Genomic DNA, 20,732 nt, shown 5'->3' with positions numbered 1-20,732 from the left:
TATAGAAAGAGGAATATATATGTCTAATTGGAAAACAGAAGAAGAAGCACGTGAGCAGATTAAAGCTCTTGTTGCTGATTATTATCATGATTTTAAAGAGCCTAAGGAGTCAAAGGAGAACTTCAAGCCAGGAGATCGTATTAGTTATGCAAGCCGTGTGTATGATGAAAAGGAAATGCAATCACTTACGGATGCAATGCTCGATTTTTGGCTAACTACAGGTCGTTTTTCTGACCAGTTTGAGAAGGAGTTTGCACAGTGGATTGGTGTGAAGTTTGCTCATCTTGTAAACTCAGGTTCTTCGGCAAATCTTATAGCTTTTTCTGTCCTTACAGCGCCAGAATTAGGTGATAGACAGATTAAGCGAGGAGACGAGGTTATTACAGTAGCGGCAGGATTCCCTACTACAGTTACACCAATAATTCAGTATGGTGCTGTTCCAGTATTTGTTGATGTAACAGTTCCTCAGTACAATATCGATGCTACTAAGCTTGAGGAAGCTCTCAGTCCTAAGACAAAAGCGGTTATGATTGCTCACACTCTTGGTAATCCATTCGATTTAAAGGCTGTAAAGGCATTCTGTGATAAGCACAATCTTTGGCTTGTAGAAGACAATTGTGATGCACTTGGAACAAAGTACACAATTGATGGAGAGACACGCTTCTCAGGTACATGGGGTGACATAGGAACATCGTCCTTCTACCCACCACATCATATGACAATGGGTGAGGGAGGCTGTGTTTATACAAACAATCCTCAGCTTAATAGACTTATTCTTTCATATCGTGACTGGGGACGTGATTGCATTTGCCCATCAGGACAGGATGATTTCTGTGGACATAGATATGATGGACAGTATGGCCAGCTTCCACAGGGTTATGATCATAAATATGTATATAGTCACTTTGGATATAATCTTAAGGTCACAGATCTTCAAGCAGCAGTTGGTGTAGAGCAGCTTAAGAAGTTCCCAAGCTTTATTGAAAGACGTCGTCACAACTGGGCACGACTTCATGATGCTCTTGCAAATAGTTCCGTGGCAGATAAGCTTATTCTACCTGAACCAGCTGAAAATTCAGAGCCTAGTTGGTTTGGTTTCCTTATTTCAGTAAAGCCCGAAAGTGGTGTTAAGAGAAATGATGTGACAAAGTATATTGAAGAGCATAATGCTCAGACAAGACTTCTTTTCTCTGGAAATCTCATTAAGCACCCTTGCTTTAATCAGATTAGAGGTACAGATGCATACAGAGTGGTTGGAAATCTTGAAAACACAGAGTTTATTATGAATAATACATTCTGGGTAGGTGTATATCCAGGAATGACAGATGAAATGATTGATTATATGGCACAAGTTATTATTGAGGCTGTTAACCAATAAACGAGGATAGAATTGAAAGTATCAGATTACATTGTTGAATACTTAATAGCTAAAGGAGTCAAGCATGTATTTGGCTACCCAGGTGGTATGGTAACGCATTTGATGGATTCCTTTAGTAAATATGAAAATAAAATTGCAGCGCATGTTACGTATCACGAACAGGGCGCTGCTTTTGCTGCTTGTGGATATGCGCAGGAGTCAGGAAATATCGGGGTTGCTTATGCTACTAGTGGTCCTGGAGCTACAAACCTTATTACAGGAATCTGTGATGCGTATTTTGACTCGATACCTACACTGTTTATTACCGGTCAGGTTAATGCTAATGAATTAAAAGGTAATTATGGGGTGCGCCAGAGAGGTTTTCAAGAGACGGATATTATTTCAATAGTAAAATCCGTCACAAAATATGCGGCACAGATAGATGATGCTAATAAGATAAAATATTATCTTGATTATGCTGTAAGTGAAGCTATATCTGGAAGACGCGGACCAGTCCTTCTAGATATTCCGATGAATATTTTTAGAGCAGATATAGATGTTAATGAGCTTGAGGGCTATGAGAATTCCAGTCAGAATAATGAGCCAATAGATGTTTCGGGTATTATCAAGGAGCTTGACAATGCATGTTCACCAGTTTTGATAATAGGAAATGGAGTTAAGACTGCTAATGCAACTAAGGAAATGAAAGAGTTAGTTGATTCTTTAGGAATACCAGCGGTTACATCCATGATTGCGGTAGATGCGATATCTGATTCAAAGTATAATTATGGATTTATAGGTGCATATGGTGATAGAACAGCGAATTTTATTGTGGCTAAAAGCGACTTGGTTATCTCGATAGGTTCGAGACTAGATATTAGACAGGTAGGTGTTAAGAGGGAAAACTTTGCACCAAACGCTAAAATAATTAGAGTAGATATCGATGAAGGTGAACTTGAATATAAAGTTCATGAAAACGAAGTTCAAATAAGAGGAGACTTACGTTTTGCAATAAAGAAATTGCTAGGTGAAGCGGCAAAAAAGAACTATAAATTGAATTATTCAAAATGGGTGGGAGTATGCAATGTGATAAAGAAAAAATTAACAGGAATAGATTGCAAACTTCCCAATGAAATGGTTGGCGCTATCAGTTATTTTATTCCAGATGATTCTGTAATTACTACGGATGTAGGACAAAATCAGGTATGGGTAGCACAGTCATTTAAATTAAAGAACAACCAAAGAATGTTCTTTTCTGGTGGACATGGCGCAATGGGATATTCGTTACCAGCGGCTGTTGGTGCTTGTTTAGCTTCTAGGAAAAAAGCATATTGTTTCACTGGAGATGGTGGTCTGCAAATGAATATTCAAGAATTAATGACTGTTGCCAGAGAAAAACTGCCAGTAAAGATTATTGTTTTTAATAATAATGCATTAGGTATGATAAGACATTTTCAAGAAATGTACTTTAACAATAATTTTTATCAGACTGTTCCAGAAGGTGGATTCTCATCTCCTGATTTTAGATTAATTGCAAACGCCTATGGTATAGCGTATGCGGCAGCAACATCAGTAGATGATATTTGCAAATTACCAATTGAGTTATTGACAGATGATAATCCTGCGTTTATTGAAATAATACTAAATGAGAATACATATATATTTCCTAAACTAGAATTCGGAAAACCTAATCAAGATCAAGAACCATTGTTGGATAGAAGGTTATATATGGAGTTGATGAATTTGAATGAATATAATGTAGATTCAAATATCGAGGATAATTAGATGCGTGTGGTTATAACTGGTGCTACAAGTATGATTGGTGTAGCTCTTATAAATGAATGTGTAAAAAATGGAGATAGAGTTCTTGCTATAGTTAGAGAAGGAACTAGGCGTTTAAAGAGACTTCCTGAGTCTTATTTGATTCAGATAGAGTTCGCTGATCTTGATAATCTTGATAATGTTAAGGGGGATGGGAAGCCTTATGATGTGTTTTATCACTTTGCTTGGGGTCATACATCGAAGGTTGAGAGAGATTTGCCTCTTGCCCAAGAAGATAACATTCGCACAACGTTAGAGGCGGTGGAACTTGCAAACAAGTTGGGGTGTAAGAAATTTGTAGGGGCAGGTTCGCAAGCTGAATATGGGAATTATAGTTGTGAGATAACAGAAGATACTGTTCCTAATCCTACAACATCATATGGTATATCAAAATTATCTGCAAATTTGTTAAGCAGAAGAATGTGTGAACAGCTAGACATTAAGCATATATGGGCTAGAATTTTCAGTGTGTATGGGTGCAATGATAATGAAGGTACTATGCTTGATTATGCTATAAATCAATTTATTAAAGGTGAAACTGCCAGTTTTTCAGCAGCAACTCAGACGTGGAATTACTTGTTTGAGTCTGATGCTGGTAGAATGTTTTATCTTTTGGGAATAAAAGAAGTAGAAAGTGGTATTTACCACGTGGCGGGGAACGAATCAAAGCCATTGCGAAAGTATATTGAGCAAGTGGCATCGAAATTTAAGGATGCAATGTGTGAATTTGCTGTATCAGGGGATAAACCTGTTTATGGAATAGAGCCTAATACAGATAAAAGTTATAAAGCACTTGAATTTGAACCAGAGATTACGTTTGATGAGGGAATTAGAAGAGTTATTGAGAGTACAAAAAAGGCTAGAGGTTAGTTATGGATTATAGAAGAGAATATGAACGTTGGTTAGAATGCGCTGAAGATGAAGATTTATTAGTCGAATTAAAATGTATGGATGAGAATGCTATTGAAGATGCATTTTATAGAAATCTTGCATTTGGTACAGGAGGCCTTCGTGGTACTATTGGGGCTGGAACAAATAGAATGAATATCTATGTTGTAGCGAAAGCTACTCAAGGACTGGCTAATTATTTGCTATCAATAAATAGTGAAAAGAAAAGTGTAGTTATTGGTTATGACAGTAGAATAAAATCAGATGTTTTTGCGAAAGTTGCCTCATCCGTATTTGCTGCTAATGGTATAGCTGTAAATATTTGGCCAGAACTTAATCCTGTTCCAACTGTTAGCTTTGCTACACGTTATTTGAAAGCTGATGCAGGTGTTATGATAACAGCTTCACATAATCCTGCTAAATATAATGGATATAAGGTATATGGATTTGACGGTTGTCAAATTACAACAGAAGCTGCAAGCAAGATTTTATCTGAGATTGATGCTATTGATATATTTATTGATGTAAAACGAATTGATTTTGATGATGCCATAGAAAAAGGTTTAATTAGAAATATAGATGATTCGGTATTAACGGCATTCATTGATGAGGTTAAAGGGCAGAGTGTCCTCTTTGGAGATTCTATTGATAAGAATGTATCAATTGTATATAGTCCATTAAATGGTACAGGGTTGAAACCGGTTACAAGAGCTTTGTCTGAATCTGGCTTCAGTAACATAACAGTTGTTGAAGAACAGAAGAATCCAGATGGTAAATTCCCAACATGTCCATATCCTAACCCAGAAATACGGGATGCTATGGAGCTTGGATTAAAATATTGCGAAAAAACAGATGCAGACTTGCTTCTTGCCACAGATCCAGATGCAGATAGATGCGGAATAGCTGTAAAAACAAATACCGGAGATTATCAATTATTATCTGGTAATGAGGTAGGGCTGTTGCTTTTAGATTATATATGTAGCCAGAGACAGAAACATGGCAAGATGCCAGAAAACCCAGTGTTTATCAAAACTATTGTTACAATGGATTTGGCGGAGAAGATTGCGCAAAATTATGGTGTCCAAACAATAAATGTGCTTACTGGATTTAAGTTTATTGGAGAACAAATTGGGCTGCTAGAAAGTCAAGAAAGAGTAGATGATTATATTTGTGGTTTTGAGGAGTCTTATGGATATTTAACTGGTGCTTATGTAAGAGATAAAGATGCGGTGAATGCTGCATATATGATTTGCGAGATGTTTGCATTCTATAAGACTAGAGGAATAAGCCTACTACAAAAGTTGGAAGAGATTTATGATAAATATGGTTATTGCATGAATACACTTCATTCTTATGAGTTCCCAGGTTCTACGGGAATGGAAAAGATGCAAACAATAATGGTTGAATTCCATAAAGGATTGGATTCAGTGGGAGAATACAAGATAGTTAAGACTGAAGATTACAGTAAGGGTTTAAACGGGCTTCCTAAATCTGATGTTTTAAAGTATTTCTTTGAAGGCGAAGGAGTAGATGGTTCTGTTGTTATTAGACCTTCTGGTACGGAGCCTAAACTGAAGGCGTATATTAGTGTGACAGCTGATAACAAAGAATCAGCTTTAGATATTGAAAATATAATTGTTAAAGATATCGAGAAGAGGATGTAGCTATTCTGAAATATTAAAGAATATATGTAAGGTGGGAAAAATGAATTTTGAATTTTACAAAGGGAAAAAAGTTTTAATTACAGGCCATACTGGCTTTAAAGGATCATGGATGTGCAAGGTGTTGATAAATGCTGGCGCTGATGTGATTGGATATGCATTAAAACCTCCAACAGAACCAAGTCTTTTTAATACTCTGGGATTGGAAGATAAAATGAATTCCATTGATGGGGATATTAGGGATTTAAATCATTTACTAAAGGTGTTTAAAGAAACTAAGCCTGAGATTGTGATTCATATGGCAGCACAACCGCTTGTACGTGATTCATATAAAGAGCCTGTTTACACATATGAGACGAATGTAATGGGGACAGTTAATATATGTGAAGCTGTTCGTCTGACCCCGAGTGTGCGTTCATTTGTAAATGTTACAACTGATAAAGTATATCTTAACAAAGAATGGGAATGGGGCTATCGTGAAAATGAGGAACTTAATGGATTTGACCCATATTCTAATTCTAAATCATGTTCTGAGCTAGTAACATCTAGCTATAAGAATTCATTCTTTACAGATGAATATTATCAAGCTAATTATGGCATAGATGCACCTGCTGTATCTACATGCCGCGCTGGCAACGTTATTGGTGGCGGAGATTTCGCCAATGATAGAATTATCCCAGATTGCATTCGTGCTGTTGAGGCTGGTGAAGAGATTGTGGTGAGAAATCCATATTCAACTCGTCCGTATCAGCATGTGTTAGAGCCTGTTGTGGCTTATCTTATGATAGCGGAGGCTCAGTATAAAGATAAGAAGCTGGCTGGTAGTTATAATGTCGGACCGGATGAAAGCGATTGTTGGACAACGGGTGAACTTGTGCAGTTATTCTGTGATAAATGGAATGAAGTAGCATTAGCTAATGGTAACGATACATTTAATAAAGCTCACTGGGTAAATAAGCATGATGGTGGACCACATGAGGCTAATTTTTTGAAGTTGGATTGTAGTAAGATAAAGACAACATTTGGTTGGCAGCCTAGATGGAATGTTGAGACCACGATGGAGAAGATTGTGGAGTGGTCTGTGAGTTATCTTAATGATGATGGTACTAATCAACTGATTAACGAACAAATATCGGAATATATTAGTGAAAAAGCATAGTGGAGTAAGAATATTTGTGAATGATGACATTAAATTAATGTATATGTGGATTCAACTTAATGAATGGCTGAATAGTTATGGTGGTTTTATCAGTCTTGCAAGTTTTTTCTTTTCGTTTATCGTATTTGTTCATACAGGCCAAATAAAGAAGGAAATAAAAAAGACATTGAAATTTCAGTTATATCAAAGTCAGAAAAGGAGAAGCTGCGAAAAACTAGAGAGTATTGTTCGGTCAATTGAAATAGACAACATTTTTGATTCTAAAATATATGGTGAAATCGTAAGGGAGGTTTCGAGTATAGATCATTTTGCTGTATTTATGAATAGAAAAGCTCGAAGAAAGCTCCTAAAAGTAAAAAGAATTACAGACTTACCATTTGATAAAAAGCAAGAGAAGAAACTTGTTTCGGTTCTTAATAACTTGGTAGGAGAATTGAAGGCGAAAGAACTGACGATTCTGTGATAGGAGAAAGAATGCAATCAGTAAATAATAATGATAGGTATGTCATTGCTTTGATAAATGGCACTAAAGAAAAAAAATTAAAATGGGAAAGAGATTCACAGATAGATTATGTATATCCTGCTTATTGTATATATAATGGTGATCAGAAACTTGTGCTAGTTAAATATGATACAAGAGAATATGACATAGGTGGAGAAGAATATCTGGATTATCATTGCCGTATTACGATTATTGGTGCAAATAGTACTCAATTAGGTGTAATAATTGAAGATGATCTTAACGATAAAGGAAACCTTTGGAGGCTATATAGATTGGTGGAACGTCAAGTTAATAAATTTGATGAGTCTATAGATGGATTTATTGAGGGATTAAATCGATTTGAGCAATAATTGTTATGTGATTCAAAATATATTAATGAGAATAGAGCATCTTGTAATGAACGTTTTATTATAATTGTAGATTTAAAAGTGGCGTACAAGTTAAGTCTAGTACTATAACTAAAGGATTCATCCAATAAGCAAATAAGTTATTATGATTTGAAGTATTTAGTATTATTCTGCTGGTGGGGCTTAGAGAAAAATTGCTCATTTGAAAAATAAAGTATAACGTCTACGTCTTTAGCAACATCACCATCGGTGTTAGTACAAGAATACGCCAAGAGTATAATTGGTCCAGTTTACAGGGGGGATTACTGGAATATTCAGTAAGCTTTGTGTTATTTATGTTTACTATCACACAATGAAAAAGAATTATCCTATGTGCGCCGTGAATTAGCTATGTCAATGAGGAAAGTACCATTGTCATTAGTAATATTTTTATAAAGGGAATGTCGGTTGTAGTATTATTTCACACGATACATAAAATGATATCATATATGGCTTCAAAATCTAGTGATATATATTATAGCGTACAAATAGGATGAAAAAGGTGTGATTATAAATGATTAATTATTTATATTGGGCATTAGTAGTTTTTATTGTTAGCATATTGCTAAATATAAAAATAGTTAGAAAACAAATAGAGAGGGTATCAAAGAAAAATAGCATCTATATATGTGTTGCTATTATATTCGTGTGGTCGTTTATTCCAGTTTTTGTAGATTACATTAGGGATGATAAGCCAATATATTATGGAGAAACGGGTGAGATAATAAAAGTACCACTTGATTGGGAAAAAGTTGATACAGTTGGAGAGATTTATGACGATGTCGAAATAGAACAGTCTTTTTATTGCGCTAGTCCTCTTATATCTTCGATTGGGGTGATGGTTAATAATTATGGTCGAGATAATAATGGTACTCTTAAAGTGGAATTATATGATAAAGATACAGAAGAGTTGTTAGATTATTGGGATATTAATTTAGACAAAATCACAGAAACAGATTATATAAAATTAAGTATTCATAGGATGACAGGATTAGAAGGATTTGAAAGAACATATATCATCAGGATATTTTCAAATGATTCAGTCAAAGGTAATGCTGTTACAGTTCTGCAAACATCAGATAGAATAGATAATGCAGAACTGAAAATAAATGGTAAAGAAACGGATAAAAATTTAGTGTTTTATGTGTTGGGCTCGTCTTTTATTAAAGAAAGTGAAAGTATTAGAATATGGATAGCATTAGTTATTTGTGTAGGAGCCTGTTTTATATACCGAAAAATTGGAGGGGAAGATGGCAGGTTTAATAGGGAATTTGAGTCGGAATAAGATTCTTTTTTTTGTAAATCTATTTTTTTTAATAGGAACTCTAATATTATGTTGGGTTAATCCGATTCCTAAAATATCTAAATACTATGTGAATAGGATAGGTACAAATGAGGAATATGAATACCAAATTTACGGAGATAATGTACTTCTACAAGAATTTGTCTGTAATGAAGAGGATGTTAATGAAATAGATTTACCCTTATCAACAATAAATGCAGCAAATTATTTTGGAGAGTATACAGTTGAATTACGTAATAAAAATGGTGAAACCATACAAGGCTGGGCTAATGAAAGAAAAGAATTAATTGGAAATTATTGGAAACAATTTTTCCTAGATAATACGTTGGAACAGGGTGAAACTTACTACATACATGTATATGCACCCCAATTAACAGAAGATAATTTGATAACTCTTTCGGGGGTAGAAAGTATATCTTCTATTGGAACAGTTGACGGAATTCAGTATAAATCTTGCCTTTCTACGCATTCTGGGAGATACAATGATGGATGTATATTTATTGCATTAGCACATGCGTATATTAATTATTTTGCTGTTATATCATTTGTATTATTATTCTTGTTAATAAATTATATTTTGATTAGGAAGGATAAAGTAGCTGAAAAGGAAACCTTTGTTATTACATTAATTTTAGGAATTATAATGATGATAATAATATCCCCAGGTAATGGACCAGATGAAAGCTATCATTACTATTCATCATATATTCTTTCAAACGTAATTATAGGTGAGAAACATATATGTGTTATAGATTCATGCGATTTATTTTTATGTAGCGGCAGAAACAGCTTTAATGATTTTATTCAAACAATTGAATATAAAAATGTCTATTTTAATAATAAAGAGATAATTGAATATGTATACAACAAATTAGATTATCCAATTGCCTATTTGCCACAGGCTTTAGGAATTTCTGTTGCAAGAATAATAGGGTTGCATGGCACGAGTATGTATATGCTAGGACGATTTGTAAATTTACTGGTTTATTCTATTATTGTGAGTTTTGCTGTAAAAATAACACCATTTTATAAAACTTCATTTTTATTATTAGCAATAAATCCAATGTCAATGCATCAAGCAAGTTCCCTGTCATATGATATGCAAATTAATGGTATTTCATTATTATATTTTGCCTATATACTTAAGTTAGTGTCAGATAAAAGAAATGTCTATTGGCGCGATTATATTGTGACTTTTGTGAGTATATTGCTAATTGCTCCAATAAAGTTCGTGTATTATATTGAGCTAGTATTGTTTTTTTTGGTATTGGTTGAAAAGAAAGAAAAAAAGAGAAGAGCATTTATAGAGGGGGTGGGACTAGTGCTATTATGTTTTATTTTTACAGTATTGATACAACAATCAGCTCGCGCATCAATGACTATGGTACAAGCTACAATAACAGCTTCAAACGGATATTCTTATAATGATAAAAATATTTATAGTATTAGTGGAATATTTAGGGAACCAATAATGTATATGAAGGTATATCTTACGACAGTTTACAATTGCTTGAATCAACTATTTTTGGAGATGTTTGGACAAAAGTTAGCTAGATTATATGTAAATATAAAGGAACATGTGATATGGCTATATGTCGGCTTGCTTTTCCTGTCAACTGATGATAAGGAAGCAGGCTCTACAGGTATATTGTCAAAGAAATTTATTTTTGGTGTATTTGCAGTAACAATTATAGAGATAGTAATGATCACAGCAACGGGATTTTTAATGACACCATTTGGATATACACAGATTGTAGGCTTACAGGGAAGATATTATATTCCATGCATTCCACAATTATTGCTGGTGCTATGTTGGTATAAAAATGGTGGTAAAGTAAATTCTTTAGTTATATTACAAGGTGTGATGTTTGTATATTTAGAAATAATAGTAGATGTAATGAGTCAAATATCATTTTAGTAAACTATGCCTTTTATACCAATTATAGAAAGCATTCCTGTTAAGTAATAAATAGCAGGTTTGTAAAAAATGAGTGCCTCTCATAGAATAATGATTGTTAACTTGCCGGTTAATAAAAATCATTGTTCAAAGGAGACACCCACAAATGAATTGTAAGCAGAATGAGAGAATCAATCAAGTAAAAGAATCAACTTTGGTAGTTGGAATTGATATAGGAAGTACTACACATTATGCCAGAGCCTTTGATTGGAGAGGCATTGAACTAGGTAAAGTTTTTAAGTTTAGTAACAGTCGAGAAGGCTTTGATAGTTTTAAGGACTGGATGCAGTGGATACTAAATATAAACAATAAGTCAGATGTGATAGTAGGAATAGAGCCAACTGGTCATTACTGGTTTGATCTTGGCGCTTATCTTGAGGATGGAGGTATCCTACTGGTTATGGTTAACCCTTATGCGGTAAAGCAGACCAAGGAACTGGATGATAACAGCCAAAGTAAAAATGATTGTAAAGATCCTAAGGTAATAGCAAAGCTTGTTATCGAAGGCAGATATTCTGCTCCATATATACACTTGATGGTGTCTATGCAGATTTACGAATAATGACAAATAATCGCAAGCGACTCATTAGGGAACTTACCCAGATTAAAAATCGATTTGCAAGATGGTTTGCCATATATTTTCCTGAATATTTAGAGGTGTTTGGGGATTACGAGTCAAAGAGTAGTATGTTGCTTTTGAAAGAAGCATGTACTCCAGAAGCGATACTTACACTTGGAGTGGACGGTATAGATCAGATTTGGCGAAGAGAAAAATTACGTGCTGTAGGTAAAAAGAGGACAACGACCCTGTGTGAAGCAGCAAAAAGAAGTATCGGGCTAAAGAAGGGATCATCGGACGCAGAAATCGAGATGAAGATGTTGCTTCAGGATTATGAGTATAAGATGACACAGCTTGATTACATCATGGATGAGATTGAGCGTTTGTGTAAGCAGATACCTGAAAGCGAGCAATTGCTTGCCATAAAAGGTATAGGAGTAATAACTGTTGCTGGATTTTTGGGTGATATTGGTGATGTTAGACGTTTTGAATCACCAAAGCAAATCCAAAAGTTAGCGGGGGCTTTCTTTAAGAGAGAATAGTTCTGGTGAACATAAGGGACAGACGACCATAAGTAAACGAGGTCGAAGTAAGCTAAGAGCTATACTGTTTCAGGCGGTAATACCATTAGTTGCGAAGAATCCAGAGTTTAGAGCATTGCATGAGTATTACACTACCAGACAAAGTAATCCGCTTAAAAAGAAGTAGTCTATTATAGCCATCAGCTGTAAGCTGATAAGAATCTTCTACGCAATACTAAAAAACAATACTGTTTATGATCCTCAGAAGATACTTTCTGATATTCATAGGCAATCGTTAGCTGCGTAAAAGATTAGTATGTGAATCTCAGGAAGACGTCCGCTGAAAAGTGCTGAGAGAATCATTTATTCAAAGAGAACATAGAGAGCCGAAGTCAGATTTTTTCCCATCAGAGTACGACTCAGTGTTGGAGCATAGTGACACCCCTTTATGGATAAGCAGAACGAAGGAATTAAGGACCCTATTGAAGGTGATCCCGTATGACATGGGAGGTTGGGCTGCCGTAAGGAACCTGGGATTTAGAAGGCCAATCATAGCAGAATAAGACGACGTCTTATTAAGTGCACCCTGGAAACCTATATATCCGTAGTTTTGGACGTGGGGAATGGCATGGACTTAGATAGCTTCATCTATGTGATTATGAAAAAATGAGAAAAAGTGAGTTAACAAGAGATATAACAAGATTATTATGAGAGGAAAAAGATTAAACTACTTTAGAATTAATCTATAATATAGATTTAGAATGAATTATTTAAGTGTTACTTTTTTTATTTTCATATGTGTTTTCGTACGTATATATTACATGGTGCAACCACAACACAGATATATCATATTGTTTCTTGGAAGTTATTTGTTTTATGGATGGTCAAATCCCAAAATATTATTAGTGTTAATACTAGTGACTATAATTTCATACGTAGGAGGATTACTGCTTGACATATACAATAGGAAAGCGGTATATGTTACATTTTTTTTACTTGAAATATCAGTGCTAGGAATATATAAATATACAGATTTTCTAATAACTAATATAAATCAGGTATTGTGTAAGACGCTGGAAACATCAATTTCTGTTAATTGGGATATTGCATTACCAGTAGGTTTATCGTTCATGGTATTCCAAGCATGTACGTATTTATCTGATGTGTATAGAAGAAAAGTTAGTGTAGAAAAAAATGTTATAAAGTATGCAACCTTCGTTGCTTTTTTTCCAACTGTGTTATCAGGACCTATACAGAAATCTAGAAATTTGTTACCACAGATTTCATCTCCTAGGGCATTTGATTATAATATGGCGAAGAGCGGCACGTTATTATTTACCTGGGGAGCATTTGAGAAGATTATGGTGGCAAATAAGCTTAGTCAAATATATCTAAGTGTATTACCAGATTATATGAATCGATCTTCTGCAGAGTTGTTAATTGGTGCGATGTGTTTCTCCTTATATATATATGCGGATTTTTCGTCATATTCTGATATGGCTAGGGGCGTTGGTAAAATACTAGGTATAGAGGTTGGTAAAAACTTTAACAATCCGTATTTATCTCAGAGTACAGCTGAGTTTTGGAATAGATGGCACATGAGTTTGAATGAATGGTTTATTGAAAATCTTTATATTCCTCTAGGGGGGAATAGAAAGGGCAATATTCGTAAATATATTAATATGTTGATTGTCTTCTTGGTAAGCGGATTGTGGCATGGAGCGCAGTGGCACTTTGTGGTTTGGGGATTATTTAATGGGGTCATTGTTGTAATTGGACAGCTTATAAAACCATTTAAAATATTTGTTTATAAGAAATTGAATATTGATGAAAAGACTGAAAGCATAGTGCTGATTAGAAGAGTAATAGTGTTTTTTTTGATTACACTCACATGGATATTTTTCACATCGGAAACAATGGATTCATTTTCAATTTGCAAAAGAATTCTTATGTTTAACTACTTTAGTATTTTTAATCCAGATTTATTATGTATAGCAGGAACTGCTGTCGGCACATTTGTAATTGTTATTTCGACTATACTATTTTGTAAAGTACAAATTAGAAGGCAAGATGAACAAAATATCTATGAAGTTTACTGTAGACAGCCGCTTTTTTTACAGGGATTATTAGTTGCGGCAATTATTTCTGTGTGTATATTTGGAGCATGTGCCACAGATGCAAACATAGATACACAGTTTTTGTATTTTCAGTTCTAAGGGAGATTTATGAAAGATTTTCTTAAATATATATTAATTGTAATTGTGTCTACCGCATTTGTTTTTTGGGGTGTTATATTTGCAATAATTGTTTTTCCAAGGGGAAGATTCTATACATCATATCAAAATGTTATTGTGGACAAATATAGGATATTACAGAAAACTGAGGAGCCCAAAATTGTAGTAGTGTCAGGAAGTTCGTCTTCATTTGGACTTGATCAGAAAATGCTTGAGGAAGAATCTGGATATAAAGTAGTTAATTTAGGATTACATGCTGGATTTGGTCATTTGTTCTATTCGGAATTGTCAAAGGAAAACATTAATAAGGGCGATATCGTTTTATTAGGGTATGAATATGGCTGGGAAAATGGTTTTGATAGTTTAGGACAAGATTTGATTATGACAGGAATAGATGACAATATTGATATGTATAAGCATATTCCACCAAGTCATTGGAAAGATTTTATTGGTTATCTTTTTAAGTTCGCTGAAATAAAGAATAATTATCCTATACAATCAGGAATCTACTCAAGAGAAGCTTTTGATAGTAAAACTGCCCAAATGATAATGGATAGACAGTACGAAATGGATTATATGAATAATATTGATTTATATGGTCAGATTGATATAACAAATGCTCAGATTTCAGAAAGTGCTATTGATTATCTAAAGGATTACAAAGAATTTGTTGAGCGCAAAGGAGCGAATGTCTATTTTATTTCACCGCCCCTTCTTAAGCAAGCTATTATATGTGACTACAGTGAATTTGAGAGTTTGAAGCAGCAAGAAATTGAAAAAATAGGTATTCCTTATATTAGTAATCCAGAAGATTATTTTTTTGAGGAAAGCTTGATGTCAAATGCAATTTATCATTGCAGTACAGAGGGAGAGAAAGTAAGAACTGAACTATTGATAGATGATTTAAGGAGAGCAAAAGTAATTGATTAGGTTAGTTCATTGTTAATAATTGTAAAATAATTATCTTGCAAACAATGCATAGATTTTGCTATCAGACTAAGTTGAGGCTGTAAACGTGGATGTGGGTGATAAACATATGGATATATCATATATTGAATATAAGTTGGCACAAAATGAATACAGCGAAAAATGGGAGTTTGCAGATAAGATATTATAAGATATGTGCAGGCGCAATCCAAGACATGATGACACCTCGGTAATAGCAGGTAAAATGCTATTGATAGGTAGGTCATATGCAGCAGCTGTTGAAAGAAGATATTATAGAGATTTTACAAATGATGAGTTTTATTTTGATAAAGTTATTAATAGTATAAGAAATTGTAATCTAGATAATGAATTGGTGGCTATTACGGGTACAATCGATGAAGAAATGGCTAATATTCTTGCACTTCATAATATGGTTACAAAAGAGCTATATAGTATTACTGAGTTGTATAAACGTTCATTAGCTTCTAAATATCTTCATTTCCACTATGGTGAAAGAATACAATTTATTGCAATAAAAAATGAGTAATTAGTTATGTAAAAAGACATAATATTAACAACATAATTTACGAGTTAAAGAAGGAATAAAAATGGGCATATACTTAAATCCTGGTAACGAGGGCTTTAAAAATATAATAAATGGAATATATAGGGATAAGACAGGTTTGATTAGTGTAGTTAATTCTACCATCAACACACCTGATAAGCTTACCTGTATAAGCAGACCACGTCGCTTTGGAAAATCCTATGCGGCAAAGATGCTTTGCGCATACTATGACAAGTCTTGTTCCGATTCTAAAGAATTATTTTCAAAGCAGGAATATGCTATTTCGAAAGATGACACATTCGAAGAATTCTTAGGAAAGTACAATGTAATCTATTTGGATATAACTGGATTCATTTCATCGGAAGCAGAAATAAAAGAGCTTGTTAAAGATATTAAAAATAAAATAGTAACCGAGCTCTTAGATGCATTCTCCTATCTCACTGAAGAAATGTCATTGATAGAAATGCTTGTTAATGTTGCAGAAAGTGATTCTAAATTCTTCTTTATTATCGATGAGTGGGATGCACTATTTCGTGAACATAAAGAAGAGGAAGAACTCCTTACTGAGTACATGAATTTTTTAAGAGAGCTTTTTAAAAACGGTAATGTTACAGATAAAATTGTGGCTGGTGCTTACATGACTGGAATTTTACCGATAAAAAAGTATGGTCATCAGTCTGCAATATCTGATTTTAGAGAATACACTATGATTCAGCCTTCTATTTTTGCTGAGTATGTTGGCTTTACAAAGAGTGATATAGACTGGTTTACTGAAAAATATGTAGTAAATAAAACAAAATTGAAACAATGGTATGATGGTTACTCTTTCCCAAAGGTAGGGGATGTATATAATCCAAACTCTGTTGTTCAAGCAATAAGGACTGGAGTGTACGACACATATTGGTCTAAAACAGAAACCTTTAATGCGCTTTTGAAGTATATAAACATGGATCAAAATAATCTTCAGGCAGATTTGATTCAGATGATTGGTGGAAATGAAATGCCAGTTGATACATCTACTTTCCAAAATGATATGACATCGATTAGGACAAGAGATGATGTATTGTCTTTACTTATACATTTAGGATATCTTGCATATAGCACTACTAAGCAAACTGTTAGAATACCAAATGAAGAAATACGCAGAGAGTTCTTAAGTACTATCAGAGTTGGAACCCACGATGCGACAAATAGAATAATAATGAATTCAGATCAATTAATTGTGGATACCATTAATTGTGATGAGAAGGCTGTAGCTAAAGCAATACAGGATGTTCATGATGCTGGTACGTTTGGTGTGTCTCCATTGTTCTATAATGATGAGCAGGCACTTCGCTCAGTGGTGAAGTTTGCCTATATTAGTTGTGCAAACAATTATATTAAGACAGAAGAGTTGCCTTCTGGTCATGGATATGCAGATATTGTTTATATTCCAAAGGATGGTTCTGGTTTGCCAGTTCTATTAATTGAACTGAAAATGGATGGTAGTGAAGAGGGTGCAATAGACCAGATTGAAAGAGGAAATTACCCTAAAGTTTTTGAGAATGTTAATAATGAAATTATTCTTTGTGGTATAAATTATGATAGCAAGTCAAAGCAACATGCTTGTAAGATTAAAAAGATAAAGCGATAGCAAGATAAAGAAAAAAGGGGAGTGTAAATGAAAAAAGAACGACTAGAAATAATAGTGAGTCTTATTTGGGCGATAGCTGCGTTAGTGCTAGGATTACGATTTATTAAGAATAACTACGCAATCGGTCTTACAAATGAAATTAATACTCAGGTTAGTAAATCAGCTCAGATATTTTGGCTGATTGTCGCTATTGCAATAGCGTGGATACTTATTTTCAGTTTTGTAAGGTTTATTTTTAATGCAATAGAAGGTGATTCATACGAACGAAGAGTACTGCTTTACGCAGTACCATTTTTTAGTAGCTTTTTTATGGCTGTACTTGTTAACAGGCACAATGGCTATTATTTCACCTGGGATGATAAAAATATATGGGATGCAGCTGTAAGACTGTATCCTTACTTTTTTGTATACGCATCTGAAATATATTTAATCTGTTTTTTCATTTTGCCATTAGCACTGGCACCTGTTTTGGTAAAAATAGTTTTAGCTGCTTTAATAATGGGTTATGTAGTTTATAGATTTGAAAGTCATTATAAAAATAAGTGGCCTTATTTAATGTTTTTGTTATGTATAGTACCTGCGTTTTTTATATATGGTTCTTATGTCCATAGAATGCACTGGTATGGTTTTATATACCTATTTGCAATGGTAAAAATTTATTTTGATATCGTTGAAGGGCACAAAAATGTTTCGGAAAACCTTTATGTTATCATAATTCTTTCTCTTCTTACCGTATGGAGACGCGAGGGTATTTATTTGCTTGTTTTTGGAGCAGTATTGTTTGCTATGGCATATTTGAAGGGGCTTGAGAAAAAACAAGTTGCTAAATGGTTATTAGTATTTTTTGCTTGTGAGTTATTATTCTTTATTCCTGTGATGCTTGATGGAGGAATGAAGGAAAAAGGTTTAGAAGTAGATGCCATGTTGGTTCACATAATGGGTGAAAAATCCTTTGACAGAGATAAGGTATCAGAAGAATTAAAGATTATAGATCAATATGTGGATATATCTATTATAGATAAATGGAATCAGGATATGGGCTGGAGCGGTTTTGATACTAATGCTTTTGATGGAGTTGAGAGTCCATATTATATGCAGCGTGAAAACAAGGGCGTTTCGTACGAAGAATTTTCAAGAGCTGTTATTTCAGTAATATTGAAAGAGCCTCTTGTTTTTATAAGCTCAAGAGTGCATGCATTCTGGGCAGCTGGACGTGCCTTGAATAGTTTTAATTTAGTGTTGCCACTGATATTAATCGTTTTATGCACAATATATGGAATAGTACGTAGAGATAAGGCCATGCTAATAATGATGGTTGGAGTGTTAGTGCATATTAGTATAACTACGCTGACTATGCCGGCTAGTTTTGATAAATATTTCTTCCATATGTGGCTTATGGGATACATATTTATTTTTGTTTTATTTGAAGAAATTATGAAAATAAAGAGGCACCCATTATGATAAAGCGAATATTTAAAATACTAGTAGTATTACTATTGTCTCTGATTGAATTCCTGATAATGGAAATAAGTGCAACTAGCTTAGATTACATAATCAATTTATGCCCAAAGAAGGAATATATGTTAGTTGCGGTTGGTTTCTTTGTGTCATTAAATTGTCTTTTGAATTTAATCTTTCATAGAATAGAGTGGATAGGAAATGTACTGGCGCTTTTAATGAGCACAATTCTTTCTTTGGCTTGCTATTTTACTTATAGATTTCATGGTATTCCATTCTCATTTGTGGAAATAAAGAATGCTAAAACTGCAGGAAGTGTTCTATCTGGGTATTTAGATGATATTTTTACATATAACGAAAGATATAAAGAATATATCATTCTTGTAGCAATTGCAGTCTTTTTGATATGCATTAATGAATTAAATAAAAACAGGGTTAACATAAAACTAAAAACAGTATTTCTTGCCATGGCTGTATCTGGAACCATTTATGGGTATAGTTTTGTTATACCAGCAAACGCAGTTGGCTGGAACTGGATGGAAGGTATATATCTATATGGATACTTTAATTGTCTAGTTCAAGAATCTATTGCTGAAATGACTCCTATAAAAAAGCTAGATGGGGTTGATACTAAATCAATAGAAAGCTATATGGATTCTTATGAGGTGTCTGATACAGGAGATAATACGCCAGATGTTATGATTATCTTAAATGAATCATTTTATGATTTAAATCAGGTCTTAGACATCAATAATTCAGAAGATCCAATAACCTATATCCCTACTTTAGAAAATGTTTTAACCGGATATGCTGTTGTACCTAATGTTGGTGGAGGAACCAATGATTCGGAATACGAATTACTAACAAGCAATAGTCTTGCATTAATGCATCAAAGTGCCACACCTTTTCAGGTATTAAATTTGGCAGAAGCTAATTCTGTGGTTTCTCATTTGGAAAATTTGGGGTATGAAACGTTAGGAACTCATGATTGTTTTGGTATAAATTATAGTAGAAGCAGGGGATACGAACAGTTAGGTTTTGATGAAATATATTTTGAAAATGAATATGAAGATTTAGAATCATGGGGAAACAGGGTGTCTGATGCTTCATATACTGATGAGTCTCAGTATAGAAACATAATTAGATGGTACGAAGAAATGGGTGAAGGTCCAAGATTTTTGTATGCCCTTACCCTTCAGAATCATGGCTCTTGGACATATAATGCACCTGAAGATAATATTATTCAATCAGATTCTGAATACGTTGATTTTAATAGTCAGATTAGTGAGTATAATTCATGTATTTATCTTTCTGACAAAGCGTTACAATACTTGTTCGATTATTATAATAACATAGATAGGGATGTGATAGTGCTGATGGTCGGAGATCATTGCCCACATATTCTTCCTAGTATAATGGATGAATATTATCCAGATTATGATAGGGACATGAAAGAACTCGTTACTCGAAGAACTCCTTATGTGATATGGTCTAATAATAGTGACTTACTAGTTGATAAAAGACCACAGGAAACTTTGGGACTAGTATATATGGTGCCAACATTACTTGAGGCCGGAGGAATTCAATCTTCAGATTATTATGATTTCATGATTCATCTCCGTGATGAATTACCAATAATTACAAAGTATGGCGTTTATTACGATAAGACAGGAAAGATGTATTCTTATGATGATAGGACACCATATTCTGATTTAATGAACGAGTATTTTCAAATTGAATATGCCAATTTGAAGACTAAATTGAAGTATAAAGAGTTTTTTGATTAAACATAGTAGAGGAA

Annotated in this window: 15 protein-coding genes and 1 pseudogene; all 16 read left to right on the top strand. The window is 33.9% G+C overall.

All coding sequences use genetic code 11. The features are described 5' to 3' along the window. Window positions 1–19 precede the first annotated feature (19 nt). The 16 genes and pseudogenes from rfbH to BLP54_RS03760 all read left to right on the top strand — a co-directional run bounded on the left by rfbH (window position 20) and on the right by BLP54_RS03760 (window position 20,718). The gene (rfbH, locus tag BLP54_RS03835) at window positions 20–1,378 is read left to right on the top strand and encodes a lipopolysaccharide biosynthesis protein RfbH (protein ID WP_090166954.1); all 1,359 of its coding nucleotides are present in this window, start codon (window positions 20–22) and stop codon (window positions 1,376–1,378) included. A gap of 12 nt (window positions 1,379–1,390) precedes the next feature. Then, window positions 1,391–3,142, top strand: coding sequence for a thiamine pyrophosphate-binding protein (locus BLP54_RS03830; protein ID WP_090166952.1), 1,752 nt, complete (start codon window positions 1,391–1,393; stop codon window positions 3,140–3,142). Continuing rightward, window positions 3,143–4,048: an NAD-dependent epimerase/dehydratase family protein gene (locus tag BLP54_RS03825; RefSeq protein WP_090166950.1), complete on the top strand. Its 906-nt coding sequence runs from the start codon at window positions 3,143–3,145 to the stop codon at window positions 4,046–4,048. A 2-nt stretch (window positions 4,049–4,050) separates the two neighbouring features. After that, complete coding sequence (locus BLP54_RS03820) at window positions 4,051–5,730, top strand: phospho-sugar mutase (RefSeq protein ID WP_090166948.1); 1,680 nt, start codon at window positions 4,051–4,053, stop codon at window positions 5,728–5,730. Between the two features lie 40 nt (window positions 5,731–5,770). Further along, on the top strand, window positions 5,771–6,886 hold the full coding sequence (gene rfbG, locus BLP54_RS03815) for a CDP-glucose 4,6-dehydratase (RefSeq protein WP_090166946.1): 1,116 nt from the start codon (window positions 5,771–5,773) through the stop codon (window positions 6,884–6,886). Between the two features lie 16 nt (window positions 6,887–6,902). After that, window positions 6,903–7,349 (top strand): hypothetical protein, encoded by a 447-nt coding sequence (locus tag BLP54_RS03810; protein WP_090166944.1) that lies wholly within the window; start codon window positions 6,903–6,905, stop codon window positions 7,347–7,349. A gap of 11 nt (window positions 7,350–7,360) precedes the next feature. Further along, complete coding sequence (locus BLP54_RS03805) at window positions 7,361–7,738, top strand: hypothetical protein (protein WP_090166942.1); 378 nt, start codon at window positions 7,361–7,363, stop codon at window positions 7,736–7,738. Window positions 7,739–8,288: 550 nt separating this feature from the next. Next, window positions 8,289–9,059 carry a hypothetical protein gene (locus BLP54_RS03800; protein ID WP_090166940.1) on the top strand — a complete coding sequence of 257 codons (771 nt, stop codon included), beginning with the start codon at window positions 8,289–8,291 and terminating at the stop codon, window positions 9,057–9,059. Continuing rightward, window positions 9,025–10,995: a DUF2142 domain-containing protein gene (locus BLP54_RS03795; protein WP_090166938.1), complete on the top strand. Its 1,971-nt coding sequence runs from the start codon at window positions 9,025–9,027 to the stop codon at window positions 10,993–10,995. Before BLP54_RS03800 ends, BLP54_RS03795 begins: the two co-directional genes overlap by 35 nt. A gap of 145 nt (window positions 10,996–11,140) precedes the next feature. Continuing rightward, window positions 11,141–12,421, top strand: a pseudogene (locus BLP54_RS03790) (IS110 family transposase). A gap of 562 nt (window positions 12,422–12,983) precedes the next feature. After that, entirely contained in the window at window positions 12,984–14,330 is a 1,347-nt protein-coding gene (locus BLP54_RS03785; RefSeq protein WP_176754458.1) for an MBOAT family O-acyltransferase, read from the top strand. 9 nt (window positions 14,331–14,339) lie between these two features. Beyond that, window positions 14,340–15,278: a hypothetical protein gene (locus BLP54_RS03780; RefSeq protein WP_090166934.1), complete on the top strand. Its 939-nt coding sequence runs from the start codon at window positions 14,340–14,342 to the stop codon at window positions 15,276–15,278. A gap of 247 nt (window positions 15,279–15,525) precedes the next feature. Further along, a complete protein-coding gene (locus tag BLP54_RS03775) occupies window positions 15,526–15,822 on the top strand; it encodes a hypothetical protein (protein ID WP_176754457.1) in 297 nt (98 codons plus the stop codon). A 61-nt stretch (window positions 15,823–15,883) separates the two neighbouring features. Next, the gene (locus BLP54_RS03770; RefSeq protein WP_090166931.1) at window positions 15,884–17,473 is read left to right on the top strand and encodes an AAA family ATPase; all 1,590 of its coding nucleotides are present in this window, start codon (window positions 15,884–15,886) and stop codon (window positions 17,471–17,473) included. 27 nt (window positions 17,474–17,500) lie between these two features. After that, complete coding sequence (locus BLP54_RS03765) at window positions 17,501–18,934, top strand: hypothetical protein (protein ID WP_090166928.1); 1,434 nt, start codon at window positions 17,501–17,503, stop codon at window positions 18,932–18,934. Further along, complete coding sequence (locus BLP54_RS03760) at window positions 18,931–20,718, top strand: LTA synthase family protein (protein ID WP_090166927.1); 1,788 nt, start codon at window positions 18,931–18,933, stop codon at window positions 20,716–20,718. Before BLP54_RS03765 ends, BLP54_RS03760 begins: the two co-directional genes overlap by 4 nt. Window positions 20,719–20,732 lie beyond the last annotated feature (14 nt).

It is taken from the genome of Pseudobutyrivibrio sp. 49, from assembly GCF_900100545.1.
Taxonomy (GTDB): domain Bacteria; phylum Bacillota; class Clostridia; order Lachnospirales; family Lachnospiraceae; genus Pseudobutyrivibrio.
The sequence above is the reverse complement of the archived record's forward strand: the minus strand, read 5'-3'. Positions and strand labels throughout refer to the sequence as shown.

Coding starts and splice junctions, on each gene's coding strand:
- rfbH (WP_090166954.1), top strand. CDS start 20: ATGTCTAATTGGAAAACAGAAGAAGAAGCACGTGAGCAGATTAAAGCT.
- BLP54_RS03825 (WP_090166950.1), top strand. CDS start 3,143: ATGCGTGTGGTTATAACTGGTGCTACAAGTATGATTGGTGTAGCTCTT.
- BLP54_RS03820 (WP_090166948.1), top strand. CDS start 4,051: ATGGATTATAGAAGAGAATATGAACGTTGGTTAGAATGCGCTGAAGAT.
- rfbG (WP_090166946.1), top strand. CDS start 5,771: ATGAATTTTGAATTTTACAAAGGGAAAAAAGTTTTAATTACAGGCCAT.
- BLP54_RS03805 (WP_090166942.1), top strand. CDS start 7,361: ATGCAATCAGTAAATAATAATGATAGGTATGTCATTGCTTTGATAAAT.
- BLP54_RS03800 (WP_090166940.1), top strand. CDS start 8,289: ATGATTAATTATTTATATTGGGCATTAGTAGTTTTTATTGTTAGCATA.
- BLP54_RS03795 (WP_090166938.1), top strand. CDS start 9,025: ATGGCAGGTTTAATAGGGAATTTGAGTCGGAATAAGATTCTTTTTTTT.
- BLP54_RS03780 (WP_090166934.1), top strand. CDS start 14,340: ATGAAAGATTTTCTTAAATATATATTAATTGTAATTGTGTCTACCGCA.
- BLP54_RS03770 (WP_090166931.1), top strand. CDS start 15,884: ATGGGCATATACTTAAATCCTGGTAACGAGGGCTTTAAAAATATAATA.
- BLP54_RS03765 (WP_090166928.1), top strand. CDS start 17,501: ATGAAAAAAGAACGACTAGAAATAATAGTGAGTCTTATTTGGGCGATA.
- BLP54_RS03760 (WP_090166927.1), top strand. CDS start 18,931: ATGATAAAGCGAATATTTAAAATACTAGTAGTATTACTATTGTCTCTG.